General features: G+C 68.3%; 18 protein-coding genes and 4 tRNA genes. 12 read left to right on the top strand and 10 right to left on the bottom strand.

Translation table 11 applies throughout. From position 1 onward, the window contains the following. Nucleotides 1-38: 38 nt before the first annotated feature. Nucleotides 39-1,676, bottom strand: a complete 1,638-nt coding sequence (locus ACAG26_RS14805; protein WP_370483393.1) for an FhaA domain-containing protein — start codon at nt 1,674-1,676, stop codon at nt 39-41. Nucleotides 1,677-1,939: 263 nt separating this feature from the next. On the opposite strand from ACAG26_RS14805, the gene ACAG26_RS14810 reads away from it, so the two are divergent. The 4 genes from ACAG26_RS14810 (at nt 1,940) to ACAG26_RS14825 (ending at nt 4,649) form a co-directional block, all read left to right on the top strand. Next, nucleotides 1,940-2,025, top strand: a tRNA-Leu gene (locus tag ACAG26_RS14810). A gap of 50 nt (nt 2,026-2,075) precedes the next feature. Then, complete coding sequence (locus ACAG26_RS14815; protein ID WP_370483395.1) at nt 2,076-2,573, top strand: hypothetical protein; 498 nt, start codon at nt 2,076-2,078, stop codon at nt 2,571-2,573. A 116-nt stretch (nt 2,574-2,689) separates the two neighbouring features. Continuing rightward, nucleotides 2,690-3,769, top strand: coding sequence for a class I SAM-dependent methyltransferase (locus tag ACAG26_RS14820; RefSeq protein ID WP_370483446.1), 1,080 nt, complete (start codon nt 2,690-2,692; stop codon nt 3,767-3,769). Between the two features lie 106 nt (nt 3,770-3,875). Next, nucleotides 3,876-4,649, top strand: a complete 774-nt coding sequence (locus ACAG26_RS14825) for an SDR family oxidoreductase (protein WP_370483398.1) — start codon at nt 3,876-3,878, stop codon at nt 4,647-4,649. Between the two features lie 74 nt (nt 4,650-4,723). Here the strand turns inward: ACAG26_RS14825 and ACAG26_RS14830 are convergent, their stop codons facing one another. Beyond that, entirely contained in the window at nt 4,724-5,506 is a 783-nt protein-coding gene (locus tag ACAG26_RS14830; RefSeq protein ID WP_370483400.1) for an Fpg/Nei family DNA glycosylase, read from the bottom strand. 140 nt (nt 5,507-5,646) lie between these two features. Here ACAG26_RS14830 and ACAG26_RS14835 point away from each other — a divergent pair, with 140 nt between their 5' ends. Further along, on the top strand, nt 5,647-7,101 hold the full coding sequence (locus ACAG26_RS14835; RefSeq protein ID WP_370483402.1) for an aldehyde dehydrogenase: 1,455 nt from the start codon (nt 5,647-5,649) through the stop codon (nt 7,099-7,101). 36 nt (nt 7,102-7,137) lie between these two features. Here the strand turns inward: ACAG26_RS14835 and ACAG26_RS14840 are convergent, their stop codons facing one another. From ACAG26_RS14840 to ACAG26_RS14860, 5 genes are all read right to left on the bottom strand, one after another. Further along, the gene (locus ACAG26_RS14840) at nt 7,138-7,353 is read right to left on the bottom strand and encodes a hypothetical protein (protein ID WP_370483403.1); all 216 of its coding nucleotides are present in this window, start codon (nt 7,351-7,353) and stop codon (nt 7,138-7,140) included. 230 nt (nt 7,354-7,583) lie between these two features. Then, complete coding sequence (locus ACAG26_RS14845) at nt 7,584-7,985, bottom strand: hypothetical protein (RefSeq protein ID WP_370483405.1); 402 nt, start codon at nt 7,983-7,985, stop codon at nt 7,584-7,586. A gap of 2 nt (nt 7,986-7,987) precedes the next feature. After that, nucleotides 7,988-8,365 carry a hypothetical protein gene (locus ACAG26_RS14850; protein WP_370483408.1) on the bottom strand — a complete coding sequence of 126 codons (378 nt, stop codon included), beginning with the start codon at nt 8,363-8,365 and terminating at the stop codon, nt 7,988-7,990. 36 nt (nt 8,366-8,401) lie between these two features. Continuing rightward, a tRNA-Arg gene (locus ACAG26_RS14855) sits at nt 8,402-8,474 on the bottom strand. A 50-nt stretch (nt 8,475-8,524) separates the two neighbouring features. Continuing rightward, a tRNA-Ser gene (locus ACAG26_RS14860) sits at nt 8,525-8,615 on the bottom strand. Between the two features lie 87 nt (nt 8,616-8,702). On the opposite strand from ACAG26_RS14860, the gene hisC reads away from it, so the two are divergent. From hisC to ACAG26_RS14875, 3 genes are read left to right on the top strand one after another with little or no spacing between them, the layout of a single operon-like run. Further along, nucleotides 8,703-9,749 carry a histidinol-phosphate transaminase gene (hisC, locus tag ACAG26_RS14865; protein ID WP_370483410.1) on the top strand — a complete coding sequence of 349 codons (1,047 nt, stop codon included), beginning with the start codon at nt 8,703-8,705 and terminating at the stop codon, nt 9,747-9,749. Nucleotides 9,750-9,760: 11 nt separating this feature from the next. Continuing rightward, nucleotides 9,761-10,174: an SRPBCC family protein gene (locus tag ACAG26_RS14870; protein WP_370483412.1), complete on the top strand. Its 414-nt coding sequence runs from the start codon at nt 9,761-9,763 to the stop codon at nt 10,172-10,174. A gap of 19 nt (nt 10,175-10,193) precedes the next feature. After that, nucleotides 10,194-10,661 (top strand): DUF4334 domain-containing protein, encoded by a 468-nt coding sequence (locus tag ACAG26_RS14875; RefSeq protein ID WP_370483415.1) that lies wholly within the window; start codon nt 10,194-10,196, stop codon nt 10,659-10,661. Between the two features lie 4 nt (nt 10,662-10,665). Here the strand turns inward: ACAG26_RS14875 and ACAG26_RS14880 are convergent, their stop codons facing one another. Beyond that, nucleotides 10,666-11,250, bottom strand: a complete 585-nt coding sequence (locus tag ACAG26_RS14880) for a TIGR03086 family metal-binding protein (RefSeq protein ID WP_370483417.1) — start codon at nt 11,248-11,250, stop codon at nt 10,666-10,668. 23 nt (nt 11,251-11,273) lie between these two features. Between ACAG26_RS14880 and ACAG26_RS14885 the strand changes: the two genes are divergently transcribed. The 3 genes from ACAG26_RS14885 (at nt 11,274) to lipE (ending at nt 13,746) form a co-directional block, all read left to right on the top strand. Next, complete coding sequence (locus ACAG26_RS14885) at nt 11,274-12,098, top strand: crotonase/enoyl-CoA hydratase family protein (RefSeq protein WP_370483419.1); 825 nt, start codon at nt 11,274-11,276, stop codon at nt 12,096-12,098. A 3-nt stretch (nt 12,099-12,101) separates the two neighbouring features. Next, complete coding sequence (locus tag ACAG26_RS14890) at nt 12,102-12,440, top strand: multidrug efflux SMR transporter (RefSeq protein WP_370483422.1); 339 nt, start codon at nt 12,102-12,104, stop codon at nt 12,438-12,440. 67 nt (nt 12,441-12,507) lie between these two features. Further along, nucleotides 12,508-13,746: a lipase LipE gene (lipE, locus tag ACAG26_RS14895; RefSeq protein ID WP_370483448.1), complete on the top strand. Its 1,239-nt coding sequence runs from the start codon at nt 12,508-12,510 to the stop codon at nt 13,744-13,746. A 40-nt stretch (nt 13,747-13,786) separates the two neighbouring features. On the opposite strand, the gene ACAG26_RS14900 is transcribed toward lipE, so the two are convergent. Both ACAG26_RS14900 and ACAG26_RS14905 read right to left on the bottom strand, forming a co-directional pair. Beyond that, a tRNA-Ser gene (locus tag ACAG26_RS14900) sits at nt 13,787-13,873 on the bottom strand. A 74-nt stretch (nt 13,874-13,947) separates the two neighbouring features. Continuing rightward, on the bottom strand, nt 13,948-14,460 hold the full coding sequence (locus ACAG26_RS14905) for a MarR family winged helix-turn-helix transcriptional regulator (RefSeq protein WP_370483424.1): 513 nt from the start codon (nt 14,458-14,460) through the stop codon (nt 13,948-13,950). 66 nt (nt 14,461-14,526) lie between these two features. Between ACAG26_RS14905 and ACAG26_RS14910 the strand changes: the two genes are divergently transcribed. Beyond that, entirely contained in the window at nt 14,527-15,507 is a 981-nt protein-coding gene (locus tag ACAG26_RS14910; RefSeq protein ID WP_370483426.1) for an NAD(P)H-quinone oxidoreductase, read from the top strand. The last annotated feature ends 128 nt before the right edge of the window (nt 15,508-15,635 follow it).

Consider the following 15,635-nt stretch of genomic DNA (forward strand, 5'->3'; position numbering starts at 1 on the left):
GGGCGCGAAGCGCGGGAGCTTCGCGTTGCGCTGCGATCTCAGTGAACGCGCACCACGATCTCGGAGTGGCCCAGCCGGATCACGTCGCCGTCGGCCAGCTGCCACTCTTGCACCGGGGCGTTGTTCACCGTGGTGCCGTTGGTGGAGTTGAGGTCGGACAGCAGGGCGACCTGACCATCCCAGCGGATCTCCAGGTGGCGGCGCGAAACCCCGGTGTCGGGCAGCCGGAACTGGGCGTCCTGGCCGCGGCCGATCACGTTGGTGCCTTCGCGCAGCTGATAGGTGCGGCCGCTGCCGTCGTCGAGTTGCAGGGTGACGTTGGTTGCCGTCGATGGATAGCCGCCCTGGTCGTAGCCGCCTTGGTCATAGCCGGCACCTTGGTCGTAACCGCCGTAGCCGCCCGCGGGAGCCCCGTAGCCGCCGCCGGGCTCGCCGTAGCCGCCGCCGGGCTCGCCGTAACCGCCGCCCACCGGTTGGCCGTAGTCGGCGCCGGGCTCCCCGTAGCCACCGGCCGGAGGCTGGCCGTAGTCACCCGCGGGGGGCTGGCCGTAGTCACCGGCCGGGGGCTGGCCGTAATCCGCGGCGGGAGGCTGGCCGTAGTCGTAACCGCCTGCGGCGGGTTGGCCGTACTCGCCGGCCGGCGGGGCGTCGGGGTAGCGGCCGCCGGGGGGCTCGCCGTAGCCGCCGGGCCCGTCCGCGTAGCGGCCGTACTCCGGCTGACCGTAATCCTGCCTGCCGTAGGGCGCCCCACCCTGGTAGGGCTGGTCGTAACCGCCGCTGGGCTCCGGCTGGCCGTAGCCGCCATCATCGGGGCGGGCCGGGCCGCGACCGTAGTCGCCGTAGCCCTGCTGGCCGGGCGGACCGTAGCCACCGGGCGCCGGACGATAACCGGCGTCATAGCCCTGTCCGCCGCCGTAGCCGGCGGGCGGACGCTGCTCGTAGGGCGGCGGGTAGCCGCCCGGTCCCTGGTCGGGGTAACCGCCGCCCTGGTCGGGGTAGCCGCCCTGCTCCGGCCGCCGTGGCGGCGGGGGCGGGTAACCCTGGTCATGCTGCGGGGGGTAGCCGCCCTGCTCCGGCGGGGGGTAGGCGGCGCGGGGGTCGGGCCCGCCGCGGGGATCGTCTTGCGGACGACCGTAGCGGTCGTCGTAGTACTCGTCGCCGGGCCGCCCTTGCCCCGGGCCGCCGCGGTAGCTCGGATTATCGGTCATCGCTGCTACTCCTATTTCTGCGCTAAACGCATGCTGATCTGATTGTGGCCGGGGAGCATCGCTGGCGCTCGGGCGGGGGCTGGCGTCGGGGTTGACGCCACCGCGGGTACGGAACTGGCCGGTGTGCAGGTTCGCTGAGGGCTCGAACCGGACGACCAGCTCACCATACGTTTGCCACCCCTGTTCGCCGATGTATCCCGCCAAGTGTTTGGCGAAAGTGTCCGCCGTGAGGTCCGGGTCGGCGACCACCTTGTCGTAGTCGTGCACACCGAGGGTAATAACGTACTCGTTGGGCGCCAAAAGGCGATTGCCTTCCAGCGATCGGACCCCGTCCACGGCTTCGCGCCGCAACATGGCTTCGAGCTCCTCCGGGACAATGGAACCGCCGAATACCCGAGCGAATGCGTCACCGACCACGGTTTCGAGTTTGCGCTCGATGCGTTGAACGAGCCCTCTTTGGCCGCCCATCTCACCGCCCGCCTCACTACACCGTTCTGGGTCGTCGCGTGCAGGTAGTTATGTATGTCCGCGTGCATTCGCGTGTCGCACCACCCACGTCCGTCACACGCATGGTATCGGCACAGCGCAGCACCGCGTCACCTTTCAAACTCTGAGAATCAGATCAGGCCAGGTCACCACGTCGACGAGGCCCACAGCGCCCCAGAGTGTGCGCAACGGTTGGCGAGTTCGGGAACGCGGCGACTACCGTGGTAGCCTCTAGCGGTTGTTCCGGGCGAGTGGCGGAATGGCAGACGCGCTGGCTTCAGGTGCCAGTGTCCTTCGGGACGTGGGGGTTCAAGTCCCCCTTCGCCCACCACGAGCGGTTCCACGAACCGCCGGCATCGAGGTCACGAACTCTTTGAGTTCGTGACCTTTGTGTTTGTCGGGGTGCGCCGCCTCAAGCGGTTGACCCCGCAGCAGCCACGCCACGAAGTGTCCAACCGGCGTCATCCAGGCGCGGCGCCGATCCACCGCTGCCACAAAGTCTTCGAACTCGCACGGGAGCGCCGATGTGGCGGCTCGGAACAGTCCGTCGAGCAACGTCGGCTGCTACGGCCCTTGCAGCCCGTACCAGCGCGGCCCGCAACCCTGGGCAATCCCGAAAACGCTGATTGGCAAACCCGGATCGTGTTGACTGACCGAATGGGGAAGAACTCGCGCAGCACGATCGGGGTTGGTTCTCGTGTTCGCACAGCCGATTCACCGCCCAAGGCGGGCACGGTTATCGAAGACTTCGGCGACGCCGCCGGCCAACTGGTTGTGATCGACCGGGAGCGGACCGCCCAGTCGCGCCGGTGGGCCGTCGCCCTCGACGACGGGAGCCTCGTGTTCCTGGATGACGACGCCCTCACCGCCGTCGACTAACGAACCTCCATCGCGGTGACGGGCGCCGGTGCACCACGTCAGCACCGGTGGCCGCAACCGCCTGGGTCGGCAGCGAAGGCCGCGGCGGGTCGAACGCCTTCCTACTATCGGTGGACATGACGGAACGCGAGCACGATGCCGAGGCCGAAACCACTGCGGAGTTCGCCGACCGTGTCACCGGGGCGATCGATAGCGCCAGCCTGGCATTGCTGCTGAGCCTCGGGCACCAGACCGGGTTGCTGGATGCGATGGCTCGGTTAGCACCCGCGACCAGCGGCCAGATCGCCGACGCCGCCGGACTCAACGAGCGCTACGTGCGGGAGTGGCTCGGGGGCATGGCCGTGGCGCGGGTCGTCGAGTACGACCCGGCGGCCGCGACGTATTGGCTGCCCGGGCACCGGGCCGCGGTGTTGACCCGCGGCGCCGGACCCGACAACCTGGCTCGCATCGCGCAGTACGTTCCGCTGCTGGGCGAAGTCGAGCAGAAGATCGTGGCCTGCTTTCGGCGGGGCGGCGGCCTCGACTATGCCGACTATCCCCGGTTTCACACCGTCATGGCCGAACGAAGCGGTGAGGTGTTCGACCGGGCCTTGGTCGATGAGGTGTTGCCCTTGGTCGACGGACTGCCCGAGCGCCTCCGGCGGGGCGCCGACGTCGCCGATTTTGGGTGCGGCAGTGGGCATGCGGTGAACGTGCTGGCGCAGGCGTTCAGCGCCAGCCGGTTTACCGGCATCGACTTCTCGGCCGAGGCGATCGGGCGTGCGAATTCCGAAGCCGCCCAGCGCGGCCTGACCAACGCGACGTTCGAACGGCACGATCTCTCGGCACTGGATAAGTCCGAGGCCTACGACGTCATCACCGTGTTCGACGCCATCCACGACCAGGCGCGGCCGGCGCGCGTGCTGGGGAACATCTGTCGTGCCCTGCGGCCGGGCGGCGTCTTCCTCATGAGCGACGTCAAGGCATCCAGCCGCCTGGAAGACAACGTCGGCCTCCCCATGAACACCTACCGCTACGCGGTATCGGTGCTGCACTGCATGCCGGTTTCGCTGGGGTTGGAGGGCGCAGGGTTGGGAACGATGTGGGGCCGGCAGTTGGCAACCTCCATGCTCGCCGATGCGGGCTTCACCGGCGTGGACATCACCGAGATCGACACCGACACGTCGAACTACTACTACATCGCGCGGAAGGAGTGACCCGATCAGTGGTCGCGGGGCCGGCAACGGGCGCCCAGGTCACGAGTAAGGAATCTCTAAATATTTGCCTTACCAATTCCTTATTTTATCGGTAGAGTCGTCGGCCATGACACCTTCGAGCGATCATGCCGCCCCCGGCCGAGTGGCGCTGGTAACCGGGGCCGCACGAGGAATCGGCGCCGAAGTCGCTGGCCGACTCGCGGACGCCGATACCCACGTCGTCGTCAACTACCGGGAGAAAGCCAAACGCGCCAACGCCGTCGTCGACCGCATCCGTGCCGCGGGTGGCCGCGCGTCGGCGGTTGGGGCGGATCTGACCGACGGGGCGGCCTGCACCGCCATGGTGCAGCGCATCGCCGAGGAGTTCGGGCGGCTGGACCTGTTGGTGCTCAATGCCTCTGGCGGCCTGGAGCGGGGCGCCGACGCGGGGTACCCGATGCGGATCAATCGCGACGCCCAGGTGCGGTTGACCGTGCTGGCGTTGCCGCTGATGCCGCGCGGAGCGCGCATCGTGTACGTGACCAGTCATCAAGCGCACTTTTGCGCCCGGGTGCCCGTCCTCGAGGAGTACCTCCCGGTGGCGGTCAGTAAGCGTGCCGGTGAGGACGCGCTGCGGGCGATGCAGCCACGCTTCGACACGCGCGGTATCGATTTCACGGTGGTCTGCGGCGACATGATCGAGGGCACGATCCTGGTCCGGTTGTTGGAGCGCCGCAAACCCGACGCGGTGGCGGACCGCCGTATCCACGGTGAGCTACCGACCGTTGAGGAGTTCGCGCGCGCCGTCGTCACCGCGGCCACCGGCCCGGTGGGCGCGGAGGACACCGTCTACGTCGGTGGCCGGGACTACCTGGCCGGGATGGCGCCACCCGCACGTTGAGATTGCCCACCGGGTCGTGGATCTCGCGAATCAACAGCCCTGCACGCAGTCTGAACGCGGGCGTTGAAACCCGCTCAGCGTGCCTGGCAGTGCGGGCACCACCACGACGTTCGGCCCCCGATCCGACCGGACGTCAGGTGGGTGCCGCAGCGCGGACACCGCGGGTCGGGTGCATCACGCACCCCGGTCAGCCAACCGCGCAGATCCGGCACCCGGCCGTGTCGTACCGAGGTGCGCAGCACCCGGCGCATCGCGTCGTACAGGGATTTCCGGTCGGCGGCGGCCAAGTCGGGGACCGTGCGGGCCGGGTTCAGCCGGGCCTGCCAGCAGATCTCGTCGGCCAGCAAGTTGCCGAGCCCGGCCAGCACCGCCTGATCCAGCAGCGTCGGCTTGAGCTGACCGCGACGCCGGGACAGCACGGCCGCGAACGTATCGAAGGTGACGGTGAGCGCGTCGGGGCCCTGCTCCCCCACGATGTCGGCGACGTCGTCGGCGGTGGCGGCCAGCCACACCCCGCGCAGCTTGCGTTGGTCGGCATAGCGCAGCTGCCCGCGGTCCAGGGTGATTACCATGCGCGGCTGCGCGTCGCGGTCATCGTCGCCGTTTGGCAGGTAGTAGGGCCGCCCGGTCATGCCGCTGTGGATGAGCAGCACCGGGCCGTCGGTGGGCAACATCAGCCACTTGCCGTGCCGGTCCGGCCGGTTGAACCGCTGCCCGGCCAAGCGCCGCCCCAGGCTCTGCGGGGTGGTATTGCGCAACACCCCGGGATCGGATACCCGGACCCGGCAGACCCGCCGGCCCGGCAATGGGCCGGCCAGCGCCCGGCGAAAGCCCTCGACGTCGGGCAGCTCAGGCATGCCTGCCAAGTACCCGCGAGCCGGGACGGCGGAAACCTCGGCGACCGAGCGCGTGTCTTGACCCCGCGCGATCCCCGATGCTAAGCAAGTGCCCAGCATCCGGGCGCACCGCGCGCCGCGGCGATGAGAAAGGGTCAACGATGACACTGCAGACGGTTTTGGACGACATCCGCAAGCGCCCGGGGACCGGTGAGGTCATACCGGTCATCGACCCGGTGACCGAGGAGCAGATCACCGAATTCACCGACTGCGGGGAGGAAGTCGTCAACGACGCTGTCGCCCGCGCCAAGGCCAGCTTCGAGTCCGGTGTGTGGCATGGCCTACCGGCGCGCGAGCGGGCCAAGGTCATGTGGCGCATCGCCGACCTGATGGATCAGCACGCCGACGAGCTCGCCGGCCTCGATTCGCTCAACACCGGCATGCCGATGGCGCAGGCGAACATGATCGTGCCCACCTGCGCCGAGTTCTTCCGGTACTACGCGGGCTGGTGCACCAAGCTCAACGGCAACGCCTACGAGGTGCAGATGGAGGGCGGCGTCTCCGGCACCTACGCCAACATGCACGCCTACACCCGCAAAGAGCCGTACAGCGTTGTCGGGCTGATCTTCCCGTGGAACGGGCCGGTCTTCAACGCGTGCGCCAAACTGGCCCCGGCGCTGGCCGCGGGCTGCAGCAGCGTGGTCAAGCCCGCCGAGGAAACCCCGTTGTCGGCGCTGGTGCTGGAGAAGATCATCGCCGAAGCCGGGGTGCCCGAGGGTGTCGTCAATCTGCTGACCGGCTACGGCCACACCGCGGGCGCGGCGATCACCGCCCACCCCGATGTCAAGAAGGTCGCCTTCACCGGGTCCACCGAGGTCGGTAAGGAGATCGTGCGGGCCTCGGCCGGCAACCTGAAAAAGGTCATGCTGGAACTCGGCGGCAAGTCGCCGGTGCTGATCTACGACGACGCCGACCTGAACATGGCCATCACCATGGCGGCGATGGGAATCTTTGTGCACTCCGGTCAGGGGTGCGTGTGTGGCTCCCGCATCTTTGTGCAGCGCAGCGTGTACGACCAGGTGGTCGAGGGCATTGCGATGGTGGCCAACAACCTGCAGCTGGGCGGGCCGCAGGAAGAGGGCAGCATGATCGGCCCGCTGATCAGCCAAAAGCAGCTCACCCGCGTGATGGGCTTCATCGATGAGGGCAAGAAGGACGGTGTCGAGGTGGTCACCGGCGGGCACCGGCTCGACCGCAAGGGCTACTTCGTCCACCCGACCGTGCTGACCAATGTCGATCCCGCTATGCGGCTCTACCAGCAGGAGATCTTCGGGCCGGTGGTGACGATCCTGCCGTTCGACGATGACGACGAAGCCGTCGCCCTGGCCAACGACACCAGCTACGGGCTGGCCGCCACCGTGTGGACCACCAACCTCGCCCGGGCGCATAACCTCGCCAAGCGGTTGGAGGCCGGCACCGTCACCCTGAACTGCCAGTTGGTGTTCGACCACAATGTGCCGTTCGGCGGCTACAAGCAGTCCGGGTGGGGTCACGAGTTCGGCCGGGAGGGCGTCGAGGCCTACATGCAGACCAAGTCGGTGTGGGCGCAACTGTAAACCGGCTCTCAGTCGGGGCGGCGACAACTCCACCGCCTACCGGTACTCGCCCATCTCCGGTGGCTTCGGCGGTGCGGGCTCTGCATGCCACAACCCCACCAGCACTACCACGACGACGGCGATCCCGACCAGGACAACTAGTCGCATCACCCGGCGTAGCCATCGCCGGGCCGCCGCGATCAGCGCGGCGGCGGTCACGGTGAGCCCGGCGGGATGGCCGGAAACCAGCGTCGCCAGGTCTGCAATGTTCATGGAGGCAGGATGGCACGCAGGGCAGACAAGTCGGTTGGCCGCGGAGTGCGCCCGAAGATTCGAGCGCCCAAGCTTCTGGCGTATCTGAGCGGCCCCGTTTGGTCCGCTGGAGTCCGCTAAAATATTGCGGCACAGCATAATTCAACGATAACCGTCCGTGATGGAGCGCGCCGATTCGGGCAGATTTCCGGACGTTTGCATCAGGAAAGTGGAGAGTTGACGTTCGATGCTCAGTCTTGGGCCTGGGCCTCCGCAGTGATGTACCTCAACAGCTGCTCGCGGGCGACCGTGGACACTGGTAGCTCGCGACGTTCGGCGATGCGCTCCAATGCTTCCAGCTCATCAGGGTTCAGCCGCACCTGCAACACGCGGCTACGGGCGCGCCCCGGCCGACTAACTTTGACGTGAGGCGGCAGTGGCCGATCGGTCTGGTCAGCTTCAGCGGCTTCGGCAGCCGCGGCCACTTCGTTGATCAGGTCGCGGAGTTCCTTGCTCGAGTCCGGCCGGTGTTTGGGTAGGCCAGGCCCGATCTCCATCCACCGCACTTCATCCGCGCGGATCGGCTCGGCCGCATAGCTGTCGGCGAGTTCTTCGTATTCGGCGTCGGTGGCCCGGCGACGTTTGGCGGTCACGTTCACAGCCTCGCATGGACACCATCGGCAGCCACCTGGGCGATCAGTCGCGGCCGGACCCTGGCGAGCACGTCGGCGGTGATCTGGTCGGCGCGCTCTTCGGTCAAACGCTCACCGTCGACGTAGAACTCCTCCTTGTCGAGGTCGATGTCATCGATGGTGACGTTGCCGTCGCGAATGTCGGCAACGAGCTTGTCAATCTTACGGTTGCTCATCGTGATCACCAGTTCTTTGGGGTGCAGCGGCGAAACGCCAAAGGCATAGCTCCCTACGATGCATCCCGCGCTTACCGGGCCGTCGGCTGCACCTGCGCCTACCGTACTGGTGCGGAGTCGTGTTTGAAACCGATTTTCGCGGGCATCTTGACCCGAAGGCATCACGCGCCAGGTACTGACCCTATTTCCGCTGGTAATAAGCGCGCCCGAAGGGATTCGAACCCCCAACCTTCTGATCCGTAGTCAGATGCTCTATCCGTTGAGCTACGGGCGCCTGTCTTCAGTTGTCATGGTGGGCTAGCCCACCCGGCTGTTGGTCAGCCGTGGCGGAGGCGAGAGGATTTGAACCTCCGGTCCCCGGTAAGAGGACAACTCATTAGCAGTGAGTCCCATTCGGCCGCTCTGGCACGCCTCCTTGAACTTCCTGAGGGTACCGGACCGGTGTCCCGGTCCCGCAACCGCCGAGGGCACAGCGTACACAGCCCCGACATATGCTGTCGACGTGACCGCCCGCCTGCGCCCGGAAGTGACCGCGCTGCCGGCCTATGTGGAGGGCAAAACCGTCCCGGGCGCGATCAAGCTGGCCAGCAACGAGACGGTGTTCGGGCCGTTGCCCAGCGTCCGAGCCGCCATCGAGCGGGCGACCGACACCATCAACCGCTACCCGGACAACGGGTACGCGGAGCTGCGATCCGAGTTGGCCAGGTACACCGGCTTCGCGCCCGAGCACATTGCCGTGGGCTGCGGGTCGGTCAGCCTGTGTCAGCAGCTCATCCAGATCACCGCGGCCGTCGGCGACGAGGTGCTGTTCGGCTGGCGCAGCTTCGAGATCTACCCGCTGCAGGTGCGGGTGGCTGGCGCCACCCCGATCCAGGTCCCGCTGCGTGACCACACCTTCGACCTGGACGCCATGCTGGCGGCGATCACCGATCGCACCCGGCTGATCTTCGTCTGCAACCCCAACAATCCGACCTCCACCGTCGTCGACCCGGCTGCGCTGGCCCGCTTCGTGGCCGCGGTGCCGCCGCACATCGTGATCGCCATCGACGAGGCCTATGTGGAGTACATCCGCGACGGCCTGGACCCGGACAGCTTCGGTCTGGTCCGCGCGCATAACAACGTGGTGGTGTTGCGCACCTTTTCCAAGGCGTACGGCCTGGCTGGGCTGCGGGTGGGCTACGCGGTCGGCGACCCGGAGGTGATCACCGCGCTGGGCAAGGTCTATGTGCCGTTTACCGCGACGAGCATCTCGCAGGCCGCGGCGATCGCCTGCCTGCGCGCCGCCGACGAGCTGTTGGCCCGCACCGACGCCGTGGTCGCCGAACGGATCCGGGTCAGCGCGGCGCTGCGCGACGCCGGGTTCACGTTCCCGCCGTCGCAGGCCAACTTCGTCTGGTTGCCGCTGGCCGACCGCACCCGCGACTTCGTGGAGCAGGCCGCCGACGCGCACCTGGTGGTGCGCCCGTATGGCACCGACGGGGTGCGGGTGACGATCGGCGCGCCGGAGGAAAACGATGCCCTGTTACGGTTCGCGCAGGGTTGGCGCTGAGGAGGAATTGGATGCGAGCACAAGCCAGGACCACCGTCGCGGCCCCCGTTACGCGGGTGTGGGCGGTGCTCTCCGACCACGAGGGCATGTCGAACTGGGCACCGGGCATGAAGGCCAGCCTGGTACGCCCCGGCGACCCGGAGCGCAACGGGGTTGGTGCGCAACGCCGTCTGCAGCCGGCACCGTTCCTGCCGCCCTTCGTCGAGGAAATCACCGCCTTCGAACCCGACCGGCGGCTGAGCTACCGAGCGGTCTCGGGCATCCCGCTGCGCAACTACGCCGGCGAGGTGGAGTTGCGCTCCGTTGGCGAAGGCACCGAGATCACCTACAGGGTCAGCGCCGACAACCGCATCCCCGGGGCGGCGGCGGTGCTGGCCAACGTGCTGCTGTTCGCGTTCAAACGTCAGATCAACCGGGCGGCGTAAGGCTGTAAAGGAGTAATCCATGAGTGACGAACTGGCCCGCAAGAGGTTCACCGAATTCAAAGAGCGCACCGACACGATCGCCGACGCCGAACTCGACGACTACTGGGCGAGCCTGCCGCCCGCCACCATCGACGGCATGCTCGGTGAATGGAAGGGCGGCGAGTTCGTCACCGGGCACCGGATGAACGGCCTGCTGGACAAAGCCCGTTGGTTCGGGAAGACGTTCACCTCGCGCACCGAGGTGCAGCCGCTGGTCTGCCTGGACGCCGACGGCAACAAGTTCTCCAACGTCGAACTCGGCAAGGGCGAGGCCAGCCTGTGGCTGGAGGAATTCCGCGGCGAGGTCACCGCGAGCATGGTCTACGACGGCCAACCCACCCACGACCACTTCAAGCGCATCGATGACACCGCGGTGCTGGGGATCATGAACGGCAAGGGTGTGCTGGACAACGGGCGCTACTTCTACTTCTACCTCGAGCGGATTTAGCGGGCTAGGCGTCAGGGTTGCGGCCGGTGAACCCGATCAGCCGGTCCAGGGCCGGCGCGCGGTCGTCGACGTCGACCGGCGGATCGAAGCCGACCGTCGCGCGGCCCTGCGGCGTGATGGTCCGATGCGCCAGCCCCAGCACGTATTCGGCCACCGGCTCGGTGACCGGCACATCGCGGCCGGTGGCGGACGCGTAATCCCACGCGTGCACCAGGAATTCGAGCGACAGAATGCCGACGGCCACCGCGGCCGGCAGCTCGTTCGGGCCGATCGTGACGCGGCCGTGCAGGCCACGGTGGTGCCATGCGTCCACCGCGGCGCGGGCTGCGGCGACGACCTGCTGCTCCAGCGGATCATCCGGGTCGCGGTCGGGTACGTCGGCGTCTGCGGCGCCGCCGAGCACGGTGATGGAGGTCAACAGGTGATCGGTCAGCTGCGCCACGCTGTATTCCGAGCACGGGGTGGGCTTCGACAACTCGTCCCGCGACAACGGGTGCAGCACCTGCTGCAGGACGCTCAGCGTGGCTTCCGCGCTGGCGAGTTCGTCGGTGGGCGGTGAATCGGGGCCGGGCCGCAGGTCAGAAGGCATGGCTTCCACGGTACGGTCGGTCCATGGCCGAGCCGTATGAATCCGTCACAGTCGAAGCAAAAGACCACGTCGCCCAGGTCACCCTGATCGGCCCGGGCAAGGGCAATGCGATGGGGCCGGCGTTCTGGTCGGAGCTGCCCGACGTCTTCGCGGCACTGGATGCCGACCCCGAAGTGCGCGCCATCGTGCTCACCGGATCCGGCAAGAACTTCAGTTACGGCCTGGACCTGCCGGCGATGGGGGGCAGCCTGTCCGGCGTGCTGACCGAGGGCGCCGCGGCGAAACCGCGGGCGGAGTTTCACCGGATGGTGCTGCGCATGCAGCAGGCGATCAGCGCGGTCGCCGACGCCCGCACCCCGACGGTCGCAGCCGTGCAGGGCTGGTGCATCGGCGGCGGCGTCGACCTGATCTCGGCCGCCGATATCCGCTACGCCAGCGCGGACGCGAAGTTCTCGGTGCGGGAGGTCAAGTTGGCGATGGTGGCCGACGTGGGCAGCCTGGCCCGGCTGCCGCTGATCCTCACCGACGGGCACTTGCGGGAACTGGCGTTGACCGGCAAGGACATCGACGCCGCCCGAGCGGAGAAGATCGGCCTGGTCAACGACGTGTACGACGACGCCGAGGCCTGCCTGGCCGCCGCCCACGCCACGGCGGCCGAGATCGCCGCCAACCCGCCGCTGACCGTGCACGGCATCAAGGATGTGCTCGACCAGCAGCGCATCGAGCGGGTGTCGGCCAGCCTGCGCTACGTCGCGGCGTGGAACTCGGCGTTCCTGCCGTCGAAGGACCTGATGGAGGGCATCAGCGCCACCATGGCCAAGCGCAAACCCGAGTTCACCGGCGAATAGCCGATGGCGTGGCTGCTGCTGATCGCGGCGATCGCATTCGAGGTCACCGCGACGCTGTCGTTGCGGGCCTCGGACGGATTCGCCAAATGGGGCTGGACGATTCCCGTCGCGGTCGGCTACCTCGCCTCGTTCGTGCTGTTGGCGATGGTGCTCAAGCGGGGCATCCCGGTCGGGGTGGCCTACGGCGTCTGGTCGGCGATCGGGGTGGTCGCCACCGCCGTGCTGGCCCGCTACCTGTTCGGTGACCCGTTCACCTGGCCGATGGCCGGTGGCGTGGTGCTGATCGGCGCCGGCGTCTTCCTGTTGGAGTTCGGCAGCAGCGGCCACGCGTCGACGTCATAACCGGTCACTCAGCTGGGCACGTAACCTGGCGGACGTGGCCGATCGACCTTTGCGCGAGACCCAGCTCATGACCCCCGACGGCAGGATCCGCGTCCCTGCGGACCTCGATGCCGTCACCGCGATCGGCGAGGAGGACCACTCCGGAATCGACCCGCGCGCCGTTGAACGGATCTGGCAGGCCGCGCGGCACTGGTATCAGGCCGGGATGCACCCGGCGATCCAGCTGTGCCTGCGCCACAACGGCCGCGTCGTGCTCAACCGCGCCATCGGGCACGGCTGGGGTAACGCCCCGTCCGACCCGCCGGACGCCGAGAAGGTGCCGGTCACCACCGAGACCCCGTTCTGCGTGTATTCGGCGGCCAAGGCCATCACCGTGACCGTGATGCACATGCTGGCCGAGCGGGGCTACTACTCGCTCGACGACCGGGTCTGCGACTACCTGCCCAGCTACACCAGCCACGGTAAGCACCGCACCACGATCCGGCACGTGATGACCCACAGCGCCGGCGTCCCGTTCCCCACCGGCCCGCGACCCGACCTCAATCGCGCCGACGACAGCGAATACGCCCGCGAGCAGCTCGGCAACTTGAAGCCGCTGTACCGGCCCGGGTTGGTGCACATCTACCACGCGTTGACCTGGGGGCCGCTCACCCGGGAGATCGTGTCGGCGGCCACCGGAAAGAACATCCGCGAGGTGCTCGCCACCGAGATACTCGACCCGCTGGGTTTCCGGTGGACGAATTATGGCGTTGCGCCAGAGGATGTTCCACTGGTCGCCCCCAGCCACGCCACCGGCAAGCCGCTGCCGCCGGCGATCGCCGCCGCGTTCCGCAAGGCGATCGGCGGTTCGGTGCACGAGATCATTCCGGTGACCAACACCCCGTTCTTTCTCACCACGGTGGTGCCGTCGTCCAACACCGTGTCGACCGCCGACGAGCTGTCCCGCTTCGCTGAGATGTTGCGCCGCGGCGGCGAACTCGACGGGGTGCGGATCATGCAGCCGGAAACCCTGCAGGGTGCGGTGCGGCAGTGCCGGCGGCTGCGACCGGATGTCGCGTCCGGATTGACCCCGCTGCGCTGGGGCACCGGATACATGCTGGGAACGACGAGGTTTGGGCCGTTTGGCCGGGGCGCGCCGGCCGCGTTTGGCCACCTCGGCCTGGTCAACGTCGCGGTGTGGGCCGACCCCGAACGCGGGCTGGCCGCCGGACTGATCAGCAGCGGCAAACCCGGCCGGGACCCGGAGGCCAAGCGCTACACCGCGCTGATGGACACCATCGCAGCCGAGATCCCACGGTCGGTGTAGGCGTCGGGCGCTCGGGCGCCCCGCTCGGCTGTCACAGGAGCGGTGGCGGAGGGATTTGAACCCCCGGACGGTGTTAGCCGTCTCTCGCTTTCAAGGCGAGTGCATTAGGCCGCTCTGCCACGCCACCGCCGACCAGATTAGCGGGGACCGCAGGCGGCCTGGCGGCGCCTTCCCCAACGTCCGGTCGGAGGGCGCGGAGGCTCACATCCGACCGAACTTCGCCGCCGGCTCGGCGACCTGCAGGGCGGTGCTGATCCGCCCACAGTTCTCCCCCAGCGAGGTGAGCTGCGAGCGGGTCAGCGGGCTCAGGAAATAGGCCCGCACACTGTGCGCGTAGGTCAGCATGGCGCGCCGCAGCGCGGCCCGGCCGTCATCGGTGATGATCGCCACCACCCCGCGCCGGTCGTCGGGGCTGGCCCCCCGCCGAACCAATCCTTGCGCCTCGAGCCGGCCGACTTGGCGCGTGAGGCGGCTGGGCAACGAGATCAGGGTCTCGGCCAGGTCCCGCATCCGTGCCGACCCGTCGGCGGAGCTGTCCAACATTTCCAGCACCCGCACGTCGACCAGCGACAACTCGTGGCTGTCGCTGAGTCGGCGGTTCAGCGTCGCATACAACCGCAGCGCGGCGTCGAGAAAGCTTTGCCACGACTTCTGTTCGGCGAGATCAAGCCCGGGCATTTCACTGGCGGAGCGGCCAGCGGTGATGGCCTCCATTGCTGACATGGTAGGCGATACGCCGTTACCGCAGAAGAGGAATCCGCTGGTAGTAGCGTATTCGGCATGCGAGCCATCGTCGCCGAATCCGCCGGCCAACTGCTGTGGCAGGAGGTGCCCGACCTCTCGCCCGGAGCCGAGGAGGTGCTGATCCGGGTCACCGCCGCTGGGGTTAACCGGGCCGACCTGCTGCAGGCCGCCGGGCGTTATCCGCCGCCGCCGGGGGCCAGCGACATCCTCGGTATGGAGGCCGCCGGGGTGATCGCTGCGGTGGGCGCCGGGGTGACCGAATGGTCTGTCGGGCAAGAGGTTTGCGCGTTGTTGGCCGGCGGTGGATACGCCGAGTACGTCGCGGTGCCGGCCGGGCAGGTGCTGCCGGCGCCCGACGGTGTCGAGCTCACCGACGCCGCTGGCCTGCCGGAGGTGGCTTGCACGGTGTGGTCCAATCTGGTGTTGACCGCGCAGCTGGCCGCCGGCCAGCTGCTGCTGATCCACGGCGGCGCCAGCGGGGTGGGCAGCCACGCCATCCAGGTCGCCCGCGAGCTGGGGGCCCGCGTCGCGGTCACCGCCGGCTCCCCGGCCAAGCTGGAGCTGTGCCGGGAGCTGGGCGCCGAGGTCACCATCGCCTACCGCGACGAGGACTTCGTCGCACGGATTCAGGACGTCACCGACGGCGCGGGCGCCGACGTGATCCTGGACATCATGGGGGCGGCCTATCTGGACCGCAATATCGACGCCCTGGCCGCCGACGGGCAGCTGGTGGTCATCGGGATGCAGGGCGGGGTGAAGGGCGAACTCAACCTGGGCAAGCTGATCGGCAAACGGGCCCGGGTGATCGGCACCGCGCTGCGCGGCCGACCGGTGACCGGCCCGCACGGCAAAGCCGCGATCGCGGCGGCGGTGACGGCCTCGGTGTGGCCGATGATCGCCGACGGGCGGGTCCGGCCGATCATCGGCGCACGGCTACCCATCGAGCAGGCGGCCGAGGCCCATCAGCTGCTGTCCCAGGGGCAGGTGGCCGGCAAGATCGTGCTGACGGTGGCCTAGCGGGTAGGCGCCCGCCGAGCGTGCGCAGATCCGGGTTTTCACCCGGCGCGTCGACCGGGGACACCTTCGTAAGGGGTTTTTGTCAAGGGGTTGGGGGGCTGTGCCCCGGTCCTCGTCTCTACGTAGTT

Source organism: Mycobacterium sp. pUA109, from assembly GCF_041287095.1.
GTDB lineage: Bacteria > Actinomycetota > Actinomycetes > Mycobacteriales > Mycobacteriaceae > Mycobacterium.

Coding starts and splice junctions, on each gene's coding strand:
- ACAG26_RS14805 (WP_370483393.1), bottom strand. CDS start 1,676: ATGGGCGGCCAAAGAGGGCTCGTTCAACGCATCGAGCGCAAACTCGAA.
- ACAG26_RS14820 (WP_370483446.1), top strand. CDS start 2,690: ATGACGGAACGCGAGCACGATGCCGAGGCCGAAACCACTGCGGAGTTC.
- ACAG26_RS14825 (WP_370483398.1), top strand. CDS start 3,876: ATGACACCTTCGAGCGATCATGCCGCCCCCGGCCGAGTGGCGCTGGTA.
- ACAG26_RS14830 (WP_370483400.1), bottom strand. CDS start 5,506: ATGCCTGAGCTGCCCGACGTCGAGGGCTTTCGCCGGGCGCTGGCCGGC.
- ACAG26_RS14835 (WP_370483402.1), top strand. CDS start 5,647: ATGACACTGCAGACGGTTTTGGACGACATCCGCAAGCGCCCGGGGACC.
- ACAG26_RS14840 (WP_370483403.1), bottom strand. CDS start 7,353: ATGAACATTGCAGACCTGGCGACGCTGGTTTCCGGCCATCCCGCCGGG.
- ACAG26_RS14870 (WP_370483412.1), top strand. CDS start 9,761: ATGCGAGCACAAGCCAGGACCACCGTCGCGGCCCCCGTTACGCGGGTG.
- ACAG26_RS14875 (WP_370483415.1), top strand. CDS start 10,194: ATGAGTGACGAACTGGCCCGCAAGAGGTTCACCGAATTCAAAGAGCGC.
- ACAG26_RS14880 (WP_370483417.1), bottom strand. CDS start 11,250: ATGCCTTCTGACCTGCGGCCCGGCCCCGATTCACCGCCCACCGACGAA.
- ACAG26_RS14885 (WP_370483419.1), top strand. CDS start 11,274: ATGGCCGAGCCGTATGAATCCGTCACAGTCGAAGCAAAAGACCACGTC.
- ACAG26_RS14890 (WP_370483422.1), top strand. CDS start 12,102: ATGGCGTGGCTGCTGCTGATCGCGGCGATCGCATTCGAGGTCACCGCG.
- lipE (WP_370483448.1), top strand. CDS start 12,508: ATGACCCCCGACGGCAGGATCCGCGTCCCTGCGGACCTCGATGCCGTC.
- ACAG26_RS14905 (WP_370483424.1), bottom strand. CDS start 14,460: ATGGAGGCCATCACCGCTGGCCGCTCCGCCAGTGAAATGCCCGGGCTT.
- ACAG26_RS14910 (WP_370483426.1), top strand. CDS start 14,527: ATGCGAGCCATCGTCGCCGAATCCGCCGGCCAACTGCTGTGGCAGGAG.